This is a genomic window from Agrobacterium sp. GW821-FHT14E08, assembly GCF_058803865.1.
In genome coordinates this window covers 64081-83687 of sequence record NZ_JBXAPJ010000004.1, presented here as the reverse complement: position 1 = coordinate 83687, position 19607 = coordinate 64081, and the positions used below count along the sequence as shown (strand labels likewise).

Genomic DNA, 19607 nt, shown 5'->3' with positions numbered 1-19607 from the left:
AATCCTATGATTTTCAGCGAGTGACGCGTGACGAAAACAGGCGGCGCGGCGTTCCGCGCGCCTCATCGTCAGGTTTAAACAGAGCGTATTTCAGTTTTTTCGATGGACCGCCGGGAATGGCTCCCTGCGGCAATTCCTCCAGCGAAGATGCGCCGCCTTCGGAAAGAAACGGCGCGATATGCCCGGAGCACCACTCCGGGCATATCGTTCGAGAGCTTCATCATTCCGCCGGAGGCGGACGGTCAGGCCCTTATTTCTTGACCGCGACAGCCTCGTTGATCTTGGCGACGTCATCCTCCAGAACCTTGTAGGTCTGGTCGAGCGTCAACTCGCCGACGATGAGCTGGCTCATGCGCTGCACGATCTGCTGATACATGGCGCTGCCGCCCTTGGCGCGTTCGAAATCGCGGGCGGCCTGCGGCACGTTCTTCTTGTTGTCGAGGAAGACCTTCATCGCCGCCTTGGCGTCTTCGCTCTTCAGCTTGTATTGCGGATCGACGATCTCGGCACCCGTCAGGACGACATAGTTCTCGGCGATCTCCCGCTGCACCTTTTCGGAACCGAGGAATTCGACGAAGTGAGCCACATCTTCAGGGTATTTGGTGCGCTTGAAGCCGACAATGGCGGTGCCGCCGGGCATGGCGTAGCATCCGGCATCGCCGCAAGGTGCGTTGATTGCGGTCCATTCGAAGGCGTCGCCGATCTTGTTCTGGAACGGATTGACCATCCAGTTGCCGGCCAGATAGGTCACGACATTGCCGTTGACGAACTCGTCACCCATGTTCTTGTACTGCGAACCGCCGGCGGCACCCCACATTTCCTTGGGGAAGCTGCCATTCTGCGTCCATGAATAGATATCGGCGATGTATTTCTTCGCCGCATCGTCCGGGAAGCTGAACTTGCCGTCCTTCACATAGGTCGCGCCATAAGCAAAGGCGCCGCCGGAGAAGCGGTGGCCGGAACGGTCCATGGTGAAGGGAATCTGCACGCCGGTCGCCTTGGCGACACGGGCGGAAGCCTCGACGATCTCGCTGAATTTCGCGGTCGGGCCGGGCAAGGGTTCACCCGCCTGCTCGAACAGCGTCTTGTTGACGAAGGGCAGGTTGAGCGTCTGCGACGCCATGTAACCGTTGATCGACTGCGGATCGTTGACATTCGGCAGGCGCAGCTGGTTGAGGCTGGAACCGTGCAGCTTCGCGAATGCTTCCGCGTCTTTCATGTAGGGGCGCATGTCGAGATAATAGGGCGCAAGCTGCCAGTCGGTGATCTTGGCGATGTCAGGACCTTCGCCCACCGCCAGCTGCACCGGCAGCTGCTTGGAAACGGCATCATAACCGGAAGACACGAAGTTGATCTTCACGCCCGGATTGGCCGCTTCGAACTCCTTGCTGAGGTCGGCCATGCGCTGCACGTAACCCTGGTCGTCATCCGTAAAAAGGAAAGTGATCGTGCGGGTCTCGGCCTGCGCGGCCGCAAGACCGGCGACGGAGGCAATTACAAGGGCGCTGACGCCCGAAAACAATTTCATCATGCTCATCCTCCCAATGAAAATATTTTCACAAATCGAACAAAAGCTCCTCTGCTTAATTCGATTTATCCTGTTTTGCGGCTTGACAGAATAAACGTCAAGCTGTTTGTTTTGGGTAATTCGCACAAATCGACGCGAAAAAGCGAAAATCGAATTGTGAAAATAATTTCATAAAGATCGAAGGGAGGCGATCCATTATGACGGATAGACCATTTGCGGCGAACGCGTCGCAGCCGACATATACCGTCGCAAACGGCGAAACGGTGACCGCCTGGATCGTCTCCGATCTGGTGGAGACGTCGTTTCCCGGCAGCGCAGCCCCCGCCGAAGACCGCGTGAACTATCGCTTCATCAACGGTTTCGTGGATGTGGGCGACTTGCCCTGCCGCAAGGCCTTCCAGCAGACCATGATCGGCCGCGATATCGCACCCGAGACTGGCTTTGCGGTGTCACACCTCAACCTGCCGGGCTCCAACCGCCGTGTCGAGTTCACCGGTTTCTGGCATGTTCCCACCCATGTGCAGCGCTGGCTGAAGGGCACCTTCCGCAGCGATGCGGCAAGACAGGCGCATTTTCGGCTGCGTACCTGCGGCGGCGTCCGCATCTGGGTCGGCGGCGTCGAACAGGTCCGTTTCGAACCCTTTATCCGCAATGTCGAAAGCAGCCGTGACATCACGCTCCATCTCACGGCCGGCGACAACGAAGTGCTGCTGCTCTGCGAGGATCTGGCGGAACGCGACATCATCTGGTTCTTCGAACTTGAGGTCGTCGACGCCGTGCCGCTGACCGTCGTGCTGCCCGTGCCGCTCGACCGGGAGGAGACGAAGCGTCTCGCCGCGCTGGTGCGCGATGTTCGCCCGGCGCTGGACGTGTTTTCCGGCACCGCCCTCGAACTGGTGTTCGGGGCAGCCCCTGCGAGCGACCTGCCCGTGCACATCGCGGTCAAAAGCCATGGACATGAGCGCGCTGCGCTTGCGGAAGTGCACACCGTGCTGAAGGCCGGGCAATCCTCGCTGACGATCCCCGGAACGACGGGCATTTCGGACGGATATCACGGCGTCAAAATCACCATGGGTTCGGGAGCGGGAACGGTAACCCGCGTCATCGACGCCGCTTTCATGCATGACATCGCGCCGGAAGCCTCCAATGCCGATATCAACGGGCGAAAAAAAGCCGCCCTCTCCTTCAGCGCCCGCTTCGGCGCCTGGCGCATCGGCCGCGCGCTGGCGATGGTCGCCACCGGCAGCGATGACATCGAGACGATCAGCGGCATCGTTGACGCAACGCTGCGCTCCATCGACCGGCGCGAGGACTGCTCCGACTTTGTGATGATCCCTCTGCTCTGGCTGGTGCGCGCCTATGGCGACCGACTGCCGGCCGAAATGCGGGCGCGGATCGATGCCTCGATCCTCGGCTATCGCTACTGGGTGGACGAGCCCGGCAATGACATCATGTGGTTCTGGAGCGAGAACCATGTTCTCTGCTTCCACACCAGCCAGTTATTGGCCGGCGAATATCTGCCGGATGCCGTCTTCTCCGCCTCCGGCCGCACCGGCAGAGAACAGGCGGTGCTGGCCACTGAGCGGCTGGAGCGCTGGTTCGACAGCGTCGAGGCACATGGTCTTGCCGAATGGAATTCGGCCGCCTATTACCCGGTGGATTTCATCGGCCTTCTCGCCATCGAACATTGGGCCGGACCGGAGCTTGCCGCCCGCGCGCGCTATCAGATCGATCTCATCTTCGAAATGATCGCATTGCACACGCTCGGCGGCGTTCCCTCCGGTTCCCAAGGGCGGGCTTATGACAAGGAGCTGCGCGCCGGGCCGCTGACGGAACTGGCGCCCTTTGCGCAGGTCGCTTTCGGTCAGGGCTGGCTGAACAACGGCGTTGCCTCGCTGCCGATGTTCTGCTGCGGCGATTACCTGCCACCGGCACATCTTGCCGCCCTTTCGCAGCTTACGAGCGGCCGTATGGTCGAGGCGCGTTATGCGCAGGGTCTGGAGCCCGGCAAGCTCGTGCTGTTCAAGAACGAAGCCGCGCAGCTTTCCACCGTGGTCGACCACAAGACCGGCCGCAAAGGCCACCAGCAGCACGTCATGGATATCAAGCTTGCCGGCCACCCGATGGCGCGGCTGTGGGTCAACCACCCAGGCGAAGACGATCCGTGGGGCACGCAACGCCCCTCCTATTGGGCGGGAAGCGGCATCCTGCCCCGCGTGGCGCAGCATCGCGATCTGGCGATGATGATCTTCGATACGCAAGATCACCGCAACGACTGGACCCATGCCTATCTCGGCCGCGACGGGCTGGACGAGGTGCTGGTGGAGGGCAACTGGCTCATCACCCGCTCGGGCCGCGGCTTTGCCGCGCTTTATGCGACGAATGGGCTTCAGCCCATCAGCACAGGCGCCACCGCCAATCGCGAGATCAGATCACCCGGCCGCCGCGCCGGCTGGGTCGGCATCATCAGCTGCGGGGATATCGCGGAGTTTGCCCGTTTTCGGGAGAAAATCCTCGCCACGCAGATCAGCTTCGATGCCGAAAGCCGGCTGCTCTCGGTCACGCCGCCGGGCAGAGCTGAGCTTACACTCACCTGGGACGGCGCATTCACCATTGGCGGGCAGGCCATGGCCTTCGACCACGACCAGCCCCAGCCGGAAATCACCTTCGACAGTGCCGACCCCGCATCGGGCGGCGCGGCACGACCATTCTACTCCTAAGCGGAATTGACAGATGAACCAGCCAAGCATGGAAAAAGACACTCTCAGGACGACGATCGACAATGTCGCCGCCGCCTTCAGCCGCCTCAAGGGCATTCAGGAAGGTCTGGTCAGCGGCAGTTCCGATGGCAAGATCCAGTTCGATGAATGGGACTGGGAAGTGGGTGTGGGCCTTTACGGTTTCCTTCGCCGGGCGCTCGCCGCCAACGACCGGAAGGCATTGGACGACCTCGTGACATGGTATGGCTGGCAGATCGAACGTGGCCTGCCGCCGCGCCAGATCAACAGCTCCGCTCCGATGCTGCCGCTTGTCATCCTCACCGAACATGTCGACCGGCCGGATTTCCGGGCGCTGGTGGAAGACTGGGCCGACTGGCTGGTGCATCAATTGCCGAAAACCGAAGATGGCGGCTTCCAGCATGTCGTCAAGGAGCGGCTGAATGAGGGCGAACTCTGGGACGACACGCTGTTCATGGCATGTCTGTTCCTCGCCCGCGCCGGCGTTGTCTGCAAACGTCAGGACTGGATCGACGAGGCGGTCTACCAGTTCATGATCCACACGCGTTATCTGTCGGACCCCGTCACCGGGCTGTGGTATCACGGCTGGACCTTCAACGGACGCCATAATTTCGCTGACGCCTTCTGGGCACGCGGCAATTCCTGGATCACCGTCGCCATTCCCGAACTCTTCGAACTGGTGCCGACGCTTGGCGAAAAGGACAGGCGTTTCCTCGCCAATGTGCTGGCAAGCCAGGTGCGGTCGCTCAGGCAATATCAGCGCGAGGACGGCATGTTCCACACACTCCTTGATGACCCGACCTCACCGGTGGAAACGTCAGCCACGGCCGGTATCGCCTATGGCATTCTGCGCGGCATCGAGGCCGGTATTCTCGGCGAAGAAAATCGCCCGCATGCGGAACGCGCGCTGAAGGCGGTGCTTGGCAATATCGACGATGAAGGCGTCGTCCACGGTGTCTCCGACGGCACGCCGATGGGCCATGATCTCGATTTCTACCGCCGCATTCCCAATCTGCCGACGCCCTACGGGCAGGCGCTGACGATGCTGCTGCTGATCGACGTGTTCCTGAAAAGGCCGCAGGTATCATGAGCGCGCAATCAGATATCACCATCACGGCCGATGGCCGGGATGCTACGGCCGACATCCAGCGGGCGATCGATACGGTCTCGGCAGCCGGCGGCGGTCGCGTGTCGCTCCTGGCCGGTCGCCATGTCAGCGGCGGCATCAAGCTCAAGAGCGGCGTGGAACTGCATCTTGCGGAAGACGCGGTGCTTGCGCCTGCCTCCGACTATGAGGCCTATGCTCATACAACGGTTTCGGTGATCGCCGAGGAGTCCAACCGTGGCATGATCATCGCCAAGGGGGCGAGTGATATCGCCGTCACCGGCCCTGGCCGCATCGAGGCCGGCGGCGAGAACTTCATCACAGGCGATGACGAGGCCATGGGAACCTATATCCCGGCCGCAAGGCGACCGCGCGTAATGGTGCTGGAGTCCTGCCGCAACGTTCGCCTCGAAAACCTGTCCGTCAGTCGCTCGCCGATGTGGACGTTGCATATGGTCGATTGCGAAGACCTTCATTTCCGCAATCTCCGCATCGAAAACGATCGCCGCCTGCCCAATACGGATGGCATCGTGCTGGATGCCTGCCGGCGCGCGCTGATCGAAGATTGCTTCATCTCCACCGCCGATGACGGCATCTGCCTGAAGACCAGTGCCGGGCCGAATGGCAAGGCGGTGGGAGCCTGCGCCGATATCACCGTTCGCCGCTGCACCGTTTCCAGCATGAGCTGCGCGCTGAAGCTCGGCACGGAATCCTTCGGCGATTTCACCAATGTGGTGTTCGAGGATTGCAAAATCGTCGAGTCCAATCGCGGCATCGGCCTGTTTTCCCGCGATGGCGGCGCGATGCGCAATATCCGCTTTTCACGGATCGAGGCCGAGTGCCACGAAACGCCGGGCGGCTTCTGGGGTTCGGGTGAAGCGGTCACCGTCACGGTCGTCGACCGCCGCCCAGAGCGTCAGGCCGGCAGCGTCGATAATCTGGTCGTGGAAGATCTGAGCGGCACCATGGAAGGGGCGATCAACCTCGTCGCCACATCGAAGGCCGGCATTCACAATGTCCGGCTGGAGCGCATCACGCTGTCGCAGCAGCCCGGCAAGCTCGGCACCGGCCTGCAATATGATCTGCGCCCCACCAATGCGGATATTGCCCCAAGCCCCGATGCCGCCGGCCGCGCCAATGCCTGGACGCGGGATGCCGAAGGCAGGATCGTCGGAATGGAGGATTATCCCGGCGGAATGCCGGCGGTCTATCTTGCCGGCGTGGAAGGATTTGCGGCACGCGATGTCGCCATTAAAAGAACGACGCCCTTGCCCGAGGGCTGGAATAAACAAGAGATCGTCGCGATGACGAACTTGTCCGAAGGGAGCAGGTGATGGGAAGTCTGAAACTGGAAAACCTCAACAAGGCATTCGGCGCCGTTCATGTGCTGCATGATATCGATCTTCAGATCGAGAACGGCGAATTCGTCGTTTTCGTCGGCCCCTCGGGCTGCGGAAAGTCGACACTGCTGCGCATCATCGCCGGCCTTGAGGATGTCACGTCAGGCACCATTGGCATTGGCGGGCGTGATGTCAGCGCGCTGTCGCCGGCCGAGCGCAAGATCGCCATGGTCTTTCAGTCCTACGCACTTTATCCGCATATGAGCGTGCGCAAGAACCTTGCCTTCGGCCTGGAAAACCTGCGTTTCAAGCGCGCGGAAATCGAAAGCCGCATCAACGAGGCGGCGCGCATGCTGGCCATCGAGCCCTATCTCGACCGCAAGCCGAAGCAGCTTTCCGGCGGCCAGCGCCAGCGCGTCGCCATCGGCCGCGCCATCGTGCGCGAACCTGACATCTTCCTGTTCGACGAGCCGCTTTCCAACCTCGATGCGGCGCTGCGCGTGCAGACACGCGCCGAAATCACCCGCCTGCATCGCGATATCAAGACGACGATGATCTATGTTACCCACGATCAGGTGGAAGCCATGACCATGGCCGACAAGATCGTGGTGCTGCGCGCCGGGCGCATCGAGCAAGTGGGCAGCCCGCTCGAGCTTTTCGACAATCCGCGCAATCTCTTCGTCGCCGGCTTCCTCGGCTCGCCGCGCATGAACATGCTGAAGGGCACCATCACCAAGGGCAGCGACGGCAGCATCGCCATCGACGCCGGCTACGGTGTGTCCCTGCCCTGCCTCGTCGACCCGGCAGCCGTCAGCTCCGGGCAGGCGGTTCTCGCGGGCATTCGCCCCTCGCATTTCACAATCGCGGATGCCGGCCTGCCCTTCGAGGTGCAGTATCACGAAAGCCTCGGCACCGAGACCTATCTCTACGGCAATCTCCAGGGCGAGAAGGAGCAGATCATCGTGCATCAGGCGGGCCATTTCGCCCCCGCTTCCGGCTCGGTGCTGAAGATCATGCCGGCGCGGGAAAAGGTGCACGTCTTCGATCCCGCCACCGAACTGGCGTTGCCGCGCCTCGACAGCGAAGGGAGAGGTTAGCATGGCCAATCCAAAGCTTGCGAGACTGTCCGACCGTGCGCTCGATGCCGTGATGGCGATTGCCGAAGTGCCGCTCAACTTCATTGAGCGGCTGATCGGCAAAAGGCGCATGCCTTATATCTTCCTGATGCCGAACCTCGTTCTCTTCGGCATCTTCACCTTCCTGCCGATTGCCATTGCCGTCGGTTACGCCTTCACCGGCGGCACCGAACTTCTCATTACCGACCGCCCCTTCGTCGGGCTGGAAAACTTCGGCAAGCTGCTGGATTGCCAGAGCTACATGGACCCCGGAAGCTGCCGGGAATCGCTGTTCTGGACAGCGATCTGGAACACGCTGTGGTTCGTGGGCTTCAACGTCATCGCCACGCTGCTGGTCGCGCTCATCACCGCCCTCATCCTCAACCGGGCGATTGCCGCGCGCGGTTTCTTCCGCGCCATGTTCTTTTACCCGGTCCTGCTGTCACCCGTCGTCATCGGCCTCATCTGGAAATGGTTCCTCGACCGCAACGGCCTGCTGAACGCCTTCCTACAGATGCTCGGCGTACCGCCGGAAATCTTCCTGCTGGATGTCGGCTGGTCGCGTTTCTTCGTCGTGGTGGTCTCCGTCTGGTTCCATATGGGCTTTTATACGCTGATCCTGCTCGCCGGTCTTCAGGCCATCCCGAAAGACCTCTACGAAGCCGCCGCCATCGACGCCGCGTCACCCCGGCGCACGCTTTTCCGCATCACCCTGCCGCTTCTCGGCCCAAACCTGCTCGTCGTGCTCATCCTGTTGATGATCAGATCAGTGCAAATCTTTGATGAAGCATGGGTTCTGACTAATGGTGGCGGACCCGGTACGGCCAATACATTCGTTGTGCAATATATCTACCAGATGGCCTTCGGCAGCGATCTCAGGCTGTTCGGCCTTGCCTCCGCCGCATCGGTTCTCATGGGCCTCGTACTTCTCGCGCTGACCCTCGTGCAACTGCGCCTCGGCAAAAAGATGGAGTCCTGACCATGTCCAACGCCGTCTCCTTCCTCACACGCACCCGCCGCCCCGGCCGGATCGGCCTCACCGATATCCTGTCGTGGGTCTGGCTCATCGGCGGCACGCTCGCCGTCCTCATCCCGGTCGTCTGGGCCGCCATGTCATCGCTGAAACCGGAAGCCGAAATCACCCGGTTTCCGCCGAGCCTTCTGCCGCGCGCCGCCGTGCAGGTGGACGTGCAGGGTTACGACAAACCGCTCAGCCTATGGAAAGCCCCCATCGACGGCATGGAGCGGGAAATGGCCATGGTCCGCCGCATCGGCCTGAAAGCCCAGATGGTCGATCCCGCCAATCCCGGCCCACCCGTCAGCGTCGATACGCGGGAAATAACGCCCGTCCAGAAACTGACCATCGCGACGGAAAACTTCACCGATCCGCTCACCCGCTTCAGCTTTTTGACCTTCCTCAAGAACTCGGTCTTCGTCACCTTCGTCGCAACCGTCCTGACGCTGATCGTCAACGCCATGGCCGCCTTTGCCCTCTCCAAATACCGCTTCCGCGGCGAGAAGGCGATCTTCGTGCTGATCATCTCCACCCTGATGATCCCGCTCACGGTCGTCATGGTGCCGGCCTATCTCGTCATCGTCGGCGTCGGCCTCGTCGACAATCTATGGGGCGTCATTATCCCGACGGTCGCCACACCAACCGGCGTGTTCCTGCTCCGGCAATATATGCTGACCATCCCGGACGAGCTGATCGAGGCGGCCCGCGTCGATGCGGCAAGCGAATTCCGCATCTTCTGGCGCATCATCCTGCCGCTGACGGCGCCGGCGCTCGCGGTTCTCGCCATCTTCTCGGTGCTCTGGCGCTGGAACGACTTCCTCTGGCCGCTGATCGTTCTCAGCAGCCGTGAAAACTTCACGCTGCAGGTGGGGCTGAACGCCTTCCAGGGCGAGTTCTCGGTGCAATGGCACTATATCCTCGCCATGACCTTCCTCAGCCTGGCACCTGTCACCGTCGTGTTCCTGTTCCTGCAGCGCTACATCACGACAGGCATTGCCGGCACGGGGATGAAGTGACGTGGGGTTTGAGGATGCTCGCTTTGAAGCATAGCCGCATCGACTATTGGATGATGTGGTACCGAGACCTCTCCACCCCGTCATACCGGCCTTGAGCCGGTATCCAGCCAGCCCAAGTCCTTGGGCTGAAAGGGTCTCTCCGCCGCGCGAGAGACGCGTCGGCTGGATGCCGGATCAAGTCCGGCATGACGGCGAGAAAATTAGTCGTCCAACAGGCATTCTGCCACCAGCCCGCAGAGACGGCCTATAATCCTACTTCGGCGGTGGCGCGATGCTACCCCTTAACACCAGCCGACAACCGAGTTCCAGCCGGTGCGCCGGGCGGGTGGGATCGGCCGCCACAAGCCGCTGCTCCAGCAGCGCAAGCGCCGCCCCGCCCAGCCTGTCGGCGGGCAACTGGATGGTGCTGAGCGGCGGCGCACTGAAGGCCGCCGGCATGATATCGTCAAACCCCAATACCGAAACATCGTCCGGCACCCGGATTCCGGCTTCCGTCAGGGCCTTCAGACAGCCAAGCGCCAGATTATCGGCAGCACAGAAGATCGCGGTGGCGTTTCTGAGCGGCCGCTGTTCGGCCAGCAGGCGGCGGATGGCGGCCTCGCCCCATTCCGGCTCATAGCTCTCCACCTCGATGACCATATCGGCGGGAACAGTGAGGCCTGCCGCGAGATACGCGTCGCTATAACCATCGTAACGGCGGCGGATCGTCGTGCGCCCTTTCCAGGTGATGTGCAGAATATTGCGATGCCCGAGAGACAGCAGATGTTCGATACCGAGCCGCGCGCCAAAACGGTTCTCGGCGGTCACCGTATCGACGATCATGGCCGGGTCCTCGCCATTGATCAGCACCACCGGCCGCGCAAGCGCAGACAGCGCCTCGACCAGCTGCGGCCTGTCATCGTTCAGGATCACAATACCGTCGACATTGTCAGCATCCGCCGCCGCCACCACCGCAACCGGGTCGAGCCGGCTCGTTGTGCTGACATAGGGAACAATGCGAATGCCGCGCCGCTCGCATTCGCGCCTGAAGCCGTTCAGCATGGTCCAGCTGACCATGTTGAGATCGCTCTGCGGAGCAGCGTCATTGGTCATGGCCAGAAGCACGACACGCAAAGTCGCGATCGTCGCCTTCTGTCGCCGGCTTTCGAGATAACCAAGTGCGCGTGCCGCCTCCAGCACCCGCTCGCGAACCTGCGTGGTCAGGGGTGCGGTGCCGTTGATGGCGTGCGAAGCCGTGCTCAACGAAACATTCGCCTCCCGCGCCACGTCCTTAAGCGTCGTTTTCCTGTCTATTTTCATATAAGGGAAATTCAACCACTCTACTTCGGACGGTGCGGGCAGAAAGCCTGCCCCACGCAGTCGATCTGAAGAATACCCGTGCCTGTTTGCTGCTCTCTCGTCGCCGGAAGACTACAGCATCATCCGTAAATGCGGAATTGATTTCTCTGGGTTTTTAATCCCCCGCAAGAAACGCCGCCCGCGGCGAACCACGGGCGGCAAGGCGGTCAGAGCGCCTGGGAGATATGGTCGATGCTGCTCTTTACGGCAGCGGCGGGGTCTTTCAGTTCGTGCACTTCCGTCGCGAAGGGTTCGAAGCTGTAAGGTCCCTTGTAACCGGCCGCCTCGAGCGTTCTGATCTGGGCGATATTCTCCAGCCGGTCGTCGCCATCCACCAGAACGCGGTGGGCGTCGAGCATGTCGGCTACGGAGATGGCAGGATCGGTCACGCCGGAAATGTGGACCAGCCCCGTCCGCTCCGGGAAGAACTCCGTCTCGCCTGCAAGGTGATGGTGGAAGGTGTCGTGCACCAGCCTGTAGACATCGCCGCCACCGGCCGCATCGATGGCCCTGATCGCTTCGGCCTTCGTGCGCAGCGACGAGATCGGGAAACCGAGCGGCTCGACGAAACCGATCAGGCCGCGTTCCTTAAGGATCGGCGTCATGGCCTTCAGCGCCGCGACGAGATCGTCAAAGGACACCGGCGTACCGTCGTTGAGCGGGCACATGACCAGCGCTTTCGCGCCGCTTGCCGCCGCATAATCGGCCATCGCGATGGCCCGCGCAGGCAGGTCGCCCGACCAGACGTTGAAGGGATAAAGCGCATTGATCGAGATGATCGTAACGCCGGCCTTTTCGGCCGCCGCCTTCACGGCCGCCGGCTCAACCGTGCCGACGATGTCGGGCAGGTCGTTGCGGATTTCGACTTCGGTCAGGCCGAGTTCGCGGGCTGTCGCTAAGAACGCCCCAAGGGAAAGCTTCGGCGCGGTGATGTGGTTGATGGCAAAACGCATGAAAGACCTCACTGATAAAGGGCGGGACGGGTGGGAAGCTCAATTGCGACGGCTGCCCCCTCCGCTTCCTGCGCGGCCACGCAGGCGTCGGAGGTGATGGCAGCGACGTAGCCGTCCCAGGAATTGGGTCCCGATGCCGTGCCCTTCGCCGCCGCGTGGATGAAGTCCTGCAATTCTACATCGTAGCTGGCGATGAAACGATCCTTCCAGTCGGTGAGGATGTCGTTCTGCAGCTTCGCGCCAAGGCGCGTCTGCACAGACATCGGCTCCGGCAGGCTGGCAATGCCGTCCTCGCCCACCACCTGGCACTGGATATCATAGCCATAATGGCAATTGACGAAGATTTCGACATCGATGATCGTGCCCTTCGCCGTCTCCAGAATGACGATCTGCGGGTCCTTCAGCCGCGCATGGCTTCTGGCCGCCGAACGGGGAAAGAGAACGCGCGCCGAAACATAGTCGTCGTCGAGCAGCCAGCGCAGCACGTCGATCTCATGGATCATCGTGTCGTGGATCGCCATCGGGGTGACATATTGCTCCGGAACTGCCGGGTTGCGGTGAGCGGCGTGCACCATGATCGGCGCGCCGATCCTGCTATCGACGGCCTGTTTCAGCGCCACGTAACCGGCATCGTAGCGGCGCATGAAGCCCACCTGAACCAGCCGCCTGCCATGCGCCACTTCCGCGTCGACAATGCGTTTTGCCCCATCCGCCGTTGTTGCCAGCGGCTTTTCGCAAAAGCACGGTTTGCCGGCGGCGATTGCCGCCAGCACATATTGCTCATGCGTCGCACCCCAGGAGGTGACGAGCACCGCATCCACATCGGGTGACGCGATCAGCTCCTCGCCGGTGGCGAAGATTTCCGCATCCGGTGCGATGTCATTGCGCACCGCTTCTGCCGAGGCGCGGTTGACGTCGCTCAGCGCCACGATCTTCGCGCCGCCCAGAACTTTGTTGATGCGTCGGGCATGGCCGCGGCCGATGGCGCCGGTGCCGATAACCCCAATTCTCACAGTCATTTTCAAAACCTCACTTGCGGTATTTTTCGATGTAATTGTTGATTTCAGCGCACATGAACCTGCCCGATTGATCAGCCCTGTCCTCCCAGGCGAAAACGCAGGAGGTCACGATGCCGTCGAAACCGATTTCGGCGAGCGTGCCGAAGAAGTCGTCCCATGGCACTTCCCCCTGACCGATATTGAGATGCTGATGCACCCGTGCCTGTGTGCCGGGTGGATTGAGAATGTAGCGAAGCCCGGAACTGGCCTTGTGGTTAAAGGTATCGCCCACATGCACATGCGCCAACACATCCTTGGCTTCGCGCAGCATCGCCCTGGTGTCGTCGCCGAAATAGAAGGTATGCGGCGCGCAATAGAGGAATTTGACGTTCTTAGAATTGACGGTGCGGATGATATCCAGTGCCGGCTGCAGCGTCTCGCACCAGTCCTCCGGGTGCGGCTCGACATGCAGGTTGATATTTTCGCGCTCGAAGATCGGCACCAGCTCTTCCATCGAGCGCCACCAGGCATCCTCGCAGGCCTCGATCATCGATCCGGTGTGGCAGCAATAACATGACCCCTTGTCGGGATGCGGGCCACGGCCGAATTCGGAGTTCATCGTATCGACCTCCAGTTCGACGGCGATCTCGATGGCGCGTTTCCAGTGTTTCACCGCCGCCTGCCGCTCGGTCTCGTCATTGGAGGCCCAGCGATACATCGGCAGCAGCGAGGCGATACCGACATCAGCATCTTTCAGCGCCTTCTTGAAAGACCTGATCCGCTCGGGAAAGACGCGCGGCGCCTTGAACCATTCGAGGAAATCCGCGCGGGGGCTGAGTTCGATCCAGTCGTAGCCGAGTTCCTTCACTTTGACCGGAAGGGCTTCGAGGCTGAGATGGCGGTGCATGAAAGGGTCGAGGGCGATGCGCATATACGCTTCCTTGTCGTCGGTCTGTTGGGATGTCGTTGCAGGCAGGTCGTGCAAGGCCGCGGTCCGGGAGAAGAGACCGCGGCCTTTGGCCGGTTTTTCATGGTCGGCCTTGATTCAAGCCCGGCATGCGGAAGGCATGCCGGTCATAAGTCGGGCTCAGTTCTTCGCCTGGTAGTTTTTGAGGTTGGCTGGCGTGACCAGCTCGAAGGGCACGAAGACCTTCTTGTCGATCGTCTCGCCTTTGGCGAGTTTAAGGGCCGCATCCACCGCGCCCTTGCCCTGCCCGGCGGCATTCTGGAACACGCTGACATCCAGTTCACCCGCTGCCATGGCCGCAAGCGCATCCTGCGTTGCGTCGATACCTGCAATGATGACGCCATCCATCGGCCTGCCGGCCGCCTTCAGCGACTGGATCGCGCCGATCGCCATTTCGTCATTGTTGGAAATAACCGCATCGAACTCGACGCCGGCCGAAAGCCAGTTGGTCATCAGGTCAGAGCCCTGCGTGCGCGACCAGTTGGCGGATTGCTCCTCGACAAGCTTGATGAAGCTGCAATCCGGCGTGGCGACAACATCCTTGATATCCTGCGTGCGCATGCGGGCCGCCTGGTTGGAAAGTTCGCCCATCATCACCACGGCCTTGGCTTCCGTCTTGCCCGCTTCCTTCAAAAGCCGGCAGACTTCCTGCGTCTGCAATGTTCCCGACTGTTTTTCATCGGATGCGACAAAGGCCTGCTTGTCCGGCAGACTGTCGAGATTGACCGGCTGGCGATTGACGTAGACCAGCGGAATGCCGGCCTTGGCCGCCGCCTGAGAAAGCGCCACGGTCGCATCCGTATCGACGGGATTGACGATGATGGCGTCAACGCCGGCGGCGACGAAGTTCTGCACCTGGCTCAACTGCTTGCCGACATCGTTCTGCGCGTCCTCGATCTGCAGCGAGACGCCGTTCATGCCCTTTGAATAGTCGATCATGCCGTTGCGCAGCACGGTCAGGAAATTGTCGTCGAACAGGGCCATCGAAACGCCGATGGTCTGGGCCGACGCCGTGGTTGCCAGCATGGTAGCCAGTGCCGCAATCGCAAAATGTCTTTTCATATCGTCCTCCTCCGAAACACTTGAAAACACCCGCCGCACGGTCAGCGCGCATCGCGTCGCAGCCGATCGCCGGCAAAAGAATGCCCGTCGCCGAAGATGGATATCTGCGGCGGGCAGCAAACCTGAAACATCGTTATTGCCGTGGATCAGCCTCCTGCCCGCTCCACATACGGGGCAACATGGTCCTAGTCCGTGGCTGGCGTCAACGCGTCTTCCACGGTCTAAAACATCATGGCTGATAGAAAGAGACGCGGAATTTATGATGGAATCTATCAAGCCATCAAAGACTTTCAGGAACCCACAGATGCGCGGGTACAAATCTTTGCCCCGGCGTTTCCGCCATTCCGTGCTCGATGGTGTGCACCATGGTGGCGACGAGATCAGCACATAATTCGCGAAGCGGTGTCTGGAACACGCCGGTAATGCGCCGTTCCAGCAAGGCCTGCCGGGATTCCGGCGTCAATTCATTGACGAGGCAGACAATGGTTTCCTGGCGGTTTTCCTGCTGCAGGGCCTCGATCACCCCTTCCATGCCGCCACCGACACAATAGATGCCGACGAGATCGCTGTGTTTGGCGATGGTGTCCATGACAAGCTCATAGGTAAGCCGCCGTGTTTCCAGCGTGATCAGCGCGTCCATCACCTCGAACTCCGGCGCATATTCCCGCATATAGCTGCGAAAGCCGGTTTCCCGCAGCGAATGGCCGTGAAAACGGTGGCCGCCAAGCAGCAGAAGCACCTTGCCTTTGCTGCGCGCCAGCCGCGAGATCATCCACGCTGCCGTGCGCCCGACTTTCATGTTGTTCGCACCGAGATAGGCTTCCCGAACGCCCTGCGCGAAATCGGAAAGCAGCGAGAATGTGGGAATACCCTTCGCCTTCAAAGCCTCGACGGCGGCTGTGACATCATGATGATCAGGCCCGGTGGCGGCAACCGCATGGACACGGCCTTTCATGCCGGTGAGAAGCGCCGCAAGCTCGCTCGGCTCACCCGATTGCGCGAATTCGATGCGCAGGTTGAGGTGCCGATCCCTGACGTTGCGTGCCGCAAGCTCAAGCTCATCGGCAAATGTCTGGTAAAAGGAGTGCCGCTCTTTCCGCAGAATGATGCCGAGATTGTAGGACGGCAGATCGGCCAGCATACGCTGGCGAATGATGTTGGTGGCATGAAAGCCGATCTTTTCCGCCGCCTCGAACACCCGCCGCGAGGTTTCCTCCCGCACCGGCAGGCGACCGTTCAGCACCCGGTCAACGGTTGCGACGCTGACACCGGCGGCGTTTGCGACATCTGTGATGGTCGGACGTTTCATGCGGGCACCCCGTAGGCGGAAAGATTCCTGTCATATCTCGCAAAACATGTCACGGATGATGATGGAATCCAACGCATGCCGGAGGATTTCGACAGCGAATGTCATGGCGCACTACATAAGCGCTCAGGGCCGACCTATCAGGCGCAAGGCCTGCTTTTTTCAGCGCGTTCACCTCCCTCATCTCTGTGCCTGTCACAGAGATCCAACCAGCCCAAGTCCTTGGGCTGAGAGGAGTCTTTTCGCCGCGCAGACGCGCGTCGGCTGGATTCCTGTGACAAGCACAGGAATGAGGGAGTGGGATGGACCCAAGGCGAGAAAATCCTGCGTTGAGTGCCTGTGCACCTGCGGGTGCACCTGTCATATGGCGGCACCGGCATCCGGACCATCACGATGGCCGAATGCCGCGCCCGGTCAGACCCGCTCCAGCGCCACGGCAATGCCCTGCCCGACGCCGATGCACATGGTCGAAAGCGCATAACGCTTGCCGGTCAGCGAAAGCTCGAGCGCTGCCGTGCCGGCAATGCGAGCACCGGACATGCCAAGCGGATGGCCGAGCGCGATGGCGCCGCCGTTCGCATTCACCCGCGCATCGTCATCGGCAATGCCAAGCTGGCGGAGCGTTGCAAGGCCCTGGCTTGCGAAAGCCTCATTCAATTCGATCACGTCGAGCTGTTCCTGCTTCAGCCCCAGCCGTGCCAGCAGCCGCGCCGAAGCCGGCGCCGGCCCGATGCCCATGACACGTGGCGGAACGCCGGCAGTTGCGCCGCCAAGAATACGGGCAATCGGCGTCAGGCCGTATTTCTTCGCGGCCTCAGCCGAAGCGATGATCAGCGCGGCAGCACCATCGTTAACGCCGGATGCATTGCCCGCCGTCACGGTTGCGCCGTCGCGTTTGTTCACCGGCTTCAGTTTGGCAAGGGCTTCAAGGCTGGTGGCGCGCGGATGTTCGTCTTTCGATACCACCAGCGGATCGCCCTTGCGCTGCGGGATCGTTACCGGGACGATTTCCTTATCGAGGCGACCATTGGCCTGCGCTTCAGCGGCCTTATTCTGGCTGCGAACGGCAAAGGCGTCCTGATCATCGCGGGAGACCTGATAGTCAACGGCGACGTTATCGCCGGTCTCCGGCATGGAATCGACGCCATATTGCGCCTTCATCAGCGGGTTGACGAAACGCCAGCCGATGGTGGTGTCGTAGATTTCGGCATTGCGCGAAAAGGCGCTTTCCGCCTTCGGCAGGACGAAGGGCGCACGGCTCATGCTTTCGACGCCACCGGCGATCATCAGTTCCGCTTCGCCCGATTTGATGGCGCGGGCAGCGGCAATGACGGCATCCATACCCGAGCCGCACAGCCGGTTGATGGTGGTTCCGGTTACCGAGACCGGCAGGCCGGCCAGCAGCAGCGACATGCGCGACACATTGCGGTTATCCTCGCCCGCCTGATTGGCGCAGCCGAATATCACGTCCTCGACGGCTTCCCAATCGACGGAGGGGTTGCGCTCGACAAGCGCCTTCAGCGGCACCGCGCCGAGGTCATCGGCCCGCACGGAGGAAAGCGCGCCGCCGAAGCGGCCGATGGGCGTGCGGATATAATCGCAGATGAATGCGTCGGTCATCGGTATTTTCCTTACAGTTCCGGGGCGACGAGATCGGCGACCGCGCCATCGACCGCCAGAGGCGCTCCGGTCATGGCCTGCAATTCATCGAAGCTCATGTCAGCCAGTTTTTCGCGCAGCACAAAGCGACCATCCACCACGTCGATGACCGCATGGCTGGTATAGATGCGGGTGATGCAGCCAACGCCGGTCAGCGGAAAGGCGCATTTCTCCACCAGCTTCGGTTCGCCATTCTTGGTCACATGTTCGGTGATGACGAAGACCTGCTTGGCGCCATGCACCAGATCCATGGCGCCGCCGACGGCCGGCACGCCTTTGGAGCCGACGCGCCAATTGGCGAGATCGCCGTTCTGCGCCACCTGATAGGCGCCGAGGATAGCCACATCCAGATGCCCGCCGCGCACCATGGCGAAGCTGTCGGCATGGTGGAAGAAGGAGGCGCCCGGCTTCAGCGTCACCGCCTTCTTGCCGGCATTGATGAGGTTCCAGTCCTCCTCGCCCTCGGGCGGAGCCTCACCGAAATTCAGGATGCCGTTTTCGGTATGGAAGATGGCCTGACGGCCGGGCGGCTGGTAACGCGCCACCATTTCGGGAAAGCCAATGCCGAGATTGACGTAAGCGCCATCCTCGATGTCCTGCGCCGCGCGCCAGGCGATCTGGGCGTTGGAAAGTTTGATATCGTCGCGTGTGTCGATTGTCTGGGTCATGCGTAGGCTACTCCCGCGCGAATGAGGACTTCTTCCTGTTGCGGATCGGGGATTTCCACGACGCCGTTCACAAAAATGCCGGGGGTGACGACATGCTCCGGATCAATCTCGCCGGCGGCGACGATCTTCGAGACCTGGGCGATGGTGGTTTTCGCGGCCATGCACATCAGCGGGTTAAAATTGCGCCCCGCCTTGTTGTAGGTGAGGTTGCCATAGGTATCGCCGAGCTCGGCCTTGACGATGGCGAAATCCGCCTTCAGCCAGCGTTCCTGCACGTAAGAGCGGCCGTCGAACTCGGCGATGGGCTTGCCATTGGCAAGCTCGGTGCCGAAGGCGGTCGGGGTGTAAAACGCCGGAATGCCGGCGCCGCCGGCACGGATGCGCTCGGCAAGCGTGCCCTGCGGCACCAGTTCCAGCTCGATTTCACCGGCCAGATACCTGTCGGTAAAAGCGCGGGGGTCTGACGAGCGTGGGAAGGAGCAGATCATCTTTCTGACCATGCCGGCATCGATCATGGCGGCAATGCCGATGCGGCCGTTACCCGCATTGTTGTTGATGACCGTCAGGTTCTTCGGTCCCCTGTCGATCAGCGCGTGGATCAGCTCGATGGGCGCACCGGAGCCGCCAAAACCGCCGATCATGACAGTCGCGCCGTCGCCGATACCAGAAATGGCCTCGGCCGCACTGTTGATTGTCTTGTCCATGTCAAACCTCCATCCAGCCGAGCGGATGGAACCGCCAAGGCTGCGTGGCCCCAGAGGTAAATCCGAAACCGGCTCGACGGCAAGGATTTTGTGCG

The 19607-nt window shown here is 61.4% G+C and carries 16 protein-coding genes; 6 read left to right on the top strand and 10 right to left on the bottom strand.

All coding sequences use genetic code 11. From position 1 onward, the window contains the following. Window positions 1-250: 250 nt before the first annotated feature. Window positions 251-1531: an ABC transporter substrate-binding protein gene (locus tag AC1ROR_RS16650; RefSeq protein WP_035226223.1), complete on the bottom strand. Its 1281-nt coding sequence runs from the start codon at window positions 1529-1531 to the stop codon at window positions 251-253. 194 nt (window positions 1532-1725) lie between these two features. Here AC1ROR_RS16650 and AC1ROR_RS16645 point away from each other — a divergent pair, with 194 nt between their 5' ends. Genes AC1ROR_RS16645 through AC1ROR_RS16620 form a run of 6 tightly spaced genes read left to right on the top strand, consistent with a single transcriptional unit; the run spans window position 1726 to window position 9857 of the window. Further along, a complete protein-coding gene (locus AC1ROR_RS16645) occupies window positions 1726-4248 on the top strand; it encodes a hypothetical protein (protein ID WP_498590091.1) in 2523 nt (840 codons plus the stop codon). 13 nt (window positions 4249-4261) lie between these two features. Continuing rightward, window positions 4262-5356 carry a beta-galactosidase BglB gene (bglB, locus tag AC1ROR_RS16640; protein WP_080839899.1) on the top strand — a complete coding sequence of 365 codons (1095 nt, stop codon included), beginning with the start codon at window positions 4262-4264 and terminating at the stop codon, window positions 5354-5356. Further along, entirely contained in the window at window positions 5353-6705 is a 1353-nt protein-coding gene (gene pglB / locus AC1ROR_RS16635) for a polygalacturonase PglB (protein WP_498590090.1), read from the top strand. The genes bglB and pglB overlap by 4 nt, the downstream gene beginning before the upstream one ends. After that, window positions 6705-7808 carry an ABC transporter ATP-binding protein gene (locus AC1ROR_RS16630; protein WP_498590089.1) on the top strand — a complete coding sequence of 368 codons (1104 nt, stop codon included), beginning with the start codon at window positions 6705-6707 and terminating at the stop codon, window positions 7806-7808. The genes pglB and AC1ROR_RS16630 overlap by 1 nt, the downstream gene beginning before the upstream one ends. Before the next feature lies 1 nt (window position 7809). Next, a complete protein-coding gene (locus AC1ROR_RS16625; RefSeq protein WP_498590088.1) occupies window positions 7810-8805 on the top strand; it encodes a carbohydrate ABC transporter permease in 996 nt (331 codons plus the stop codon). A gap of 2 nt (window positions 8806-8807) precedes the next feature. Next, window positions 8808-9857 (top strand): carbohydrate ABC transporter permease, encoded by a 1050-nt coding sequence (locus tag AC1ROR_RS16620; RefSeq protein ID WP_020808844.1) that lies wholly within the window; start codon window positions 8808-8810, stop codon window positions 9855-9857. 252 nt (window positions 9858-10109) lie between these two features. On the opposite strand, the gene AC1ROR_RS16615 is transcribed toward AC1ROR_RS16620, so the two are convergent. The 9 genes from AC1ROR_RS16615 to AC1ROR_RS16575 all read right to left on the bottom strand — a co-directional run bounded on the left by AC1ROR_RS16615 (window position 10110) and on the right by AC1ROR_RS16575 (window position 19512). Next, window positions 10110-11156, bottom strand: a complete 1047-nt coding sequence (locus AC1ROR_RS16615; RefSeq protein WP_498590087.1) for a LacI family DNA-binding transcriptional regulator — start codon at window positions 11154-11156, stop codon at window positions 10110-10112. Between the two features lie 206 nt (window positions 11157-11362). Then, entirely contained in the window at window positions 11363-12148 is a 786-nt protein-coding gene (locus AC1ROR_RS16610) for a TIM barrel protein (RefSeq protein ID WP_498590086.1), read from the bottom strand. Between the two features lie 8 nt (window positions 12149-12156). After that, entirely contained in the window at window positions 12157-13167 is a 1011-nt protein-coding gene (locus AC1ROR_RS16605) for a Gfo/Idh/MocA family protein (RefSeq protein ID WP_498590085.1), read from the bottom strand. Window positions 13168-13177: 10 nt separating this feature from the next. Beyond that, the gene (locus tag AC1ROR_RS16600) at window positions 13178-14077 is read right to left on the bottom strand and encodes a sugar phosphate isomerase/epimerase family protein (RefSeq protein ID WP_498590084.1); all 900 of its coding nucleotides are present in this window, start codon (window positions 14075-14077) and stop codon (window positions 13178-13180) included. A gap of 156 nt (window positions 14078-14233) precedes the next feature. Further along, window positions 14234-15175: a sugar ABC transporter substrate-binding protein gene (locus AC1ROR_RS16595; RefSeq protein ID WP_035226187.1), complete on the bottom strand. Its 942-nt coding sequence runs from the start codon at window positions 15173-15175 to the stop codon at window positions 14234-14236. Between the two features lie 280 nt (window positions 15176-15455). Next, a complete protein-coding gene (locus tag AC1ROR_RS16590; protein ID WP_035226185.1) occupies window positions 15456-16484 on the bottom strand; it encodes a LacI family DNA-binding transcriptional regulator in 1029 nt (342 codons plus the stop codon). 411 nt (window positions 16485-16895) lie between these two features. Further along, the gene (gene pcaF, locus AC1ROR_RS16585) at window positions 16896-18101 is read right to left on the bottom strand and encodes a 3-oxoadipyl-CoA thiolase (RefSeq protein ID WP_498590083.1); all 1206 of its coding nucleotides are present in this window, start codon (window positions 18099-18101) and stop codon (window positions 16896-16898) included. Window positions 18102-18112: 11 nt separating this feature from the next. Further along, entirely contained in the window at window positions 18113-18808 is a 696-nt protein-coding gene (locus tag AC1ROR_RS16580) for a CoA transferase subunit B (protein WP_142170263.1), read from the bottom strand. Next, window positions 18805-19512: a 3-oxoacid CoA-transferase subunit A gene (locus tag AC1ROR_RS16575; protein ID WP_498590082.1), complete on the bottom strand. Its 708-nt coding sequence runs from the start codon at window positions 19510-19512 to the stop codon at window positions 18805-18807. The genes AC1ROR_RS16580 and AC1ROR_RS16575 overlap by 4 nt, the downstream gene beginning before the upstream one ends. Between the last annotated feature and the right edge of the window lie 95 nt (window positions 19513-19607).

Bases quoted from the DNA above. Each gene is read 5' to 3' on its own strand.
- AC1ROR_RS16650 (WP_035226223.1), bottom strand. From the start codon at position 1,531: ATGATGAAATTGTTTTCGGGCGTCAGCGCCCTTGTAATTGCCTCCGTC.
- AC1ROR_RS16645 (WP_498590091.1), top strand. From the start codon at position 1,726: ATGACGGATAGACCATTTGCGGCGAACGCGTCGCAGCCGACATATACC.
- bglB (WP_080839899.1), top strand. From the start codon at position 4,262: ATGAACCAGCCAAGCATGGAAAAAGACACTCTCAGGACGACGATCGAC.
- pglB (WP_498590090.1), top strand. From the start codon at position 5,353: ATGAGCGCGCAATCAGATATCACCATCACGGCCGATGGCCGGGATGCT.
- AC1ROR_RS16630 (WP_498590089.1), top strand. From the start codon at position 6,705: ATGGGAAGTCTGAAACTGGAAAACCTCAACAAGGCATTCGGCGCCGTT.
- AC1ROR_RS16625 (WP_498590088.1), top strand. From the start codon at position 7,810: ATGGCCAATCCAAAGCTTGCGAGACTGTCCGACCGTGCGCTCGATGCC.
- AC1ROR_RS16620 (WP_020808844.1), top strand. From the start codon at position 8,808: ATGTCCAACGCCGTCTCCTTCCTCACACGCACCCGCCGCCCCGGCCGG.
- AC1ROR_RS16615 (WP_498590087.1), bottom strand. From the start codon at position 11,156: ATGAAAATAGACAGGAAAACGACGCTTAAGGACGTGGCGCGGGAGGCG.
- AC1ROR_RS16610 (WP_498590086.1), bottom strand. From the start codon at position 12,148: ATGCGTTTTGCCATCAACCACATCACCGCGCCGAAGCTTTCCCTTGGG.
- AC1ROR_RS16605 (WP_498590085.1), bottom strand. From the start codon at position 13,167: ATGACTGTGAGAATTGGGGTTATCGGCACCGGCGCCATCGGCCGCGGC.
- AC1ROR_RS16600 (WP_498590084.1), bottom strand. From the start codon at position 14,077: ATGCGCATCGCCCTCGACCCTTTCATGCACCGCCATCTCAGCCTCGAA.
- AC1ROR_RS16595 (WP_035226187.1), bottom strand. From the start codon at position 15,175: ATGAAAAGACATTTTGCGATTGCGGCACTGGCTACCATGCTGGCAACC.
- AC1ROR_RS16590 (WP_035226185.1), bottom strand. From the start codon at position 16,484: ATGAAACGTCCGACCATCACAGATGTCGCAAACGCCGCCGGTGTCAGC.
- pcaF (WP_498590083.1), bottom strand. From the start codon at position 18,101: ATGACCGACGCATTCATCTGCGATTATATCCGCACGCCCATCGGCCGC.
- AC1ROR_RS16580 (WP_142170263.1), bottom strand. From the start codon at position 18,808: ATGACCCAGACAATCGACACACGCGACGATATCAAACTTTCCAACGCC.
- AC1ROR_RS16575 (WP_498590082.1), bottom strand. From the start codon at position 19,512: ATGGACAAGACAATCAACAGTGCGGCCGAGGCCATTTCTGGTATCGGC.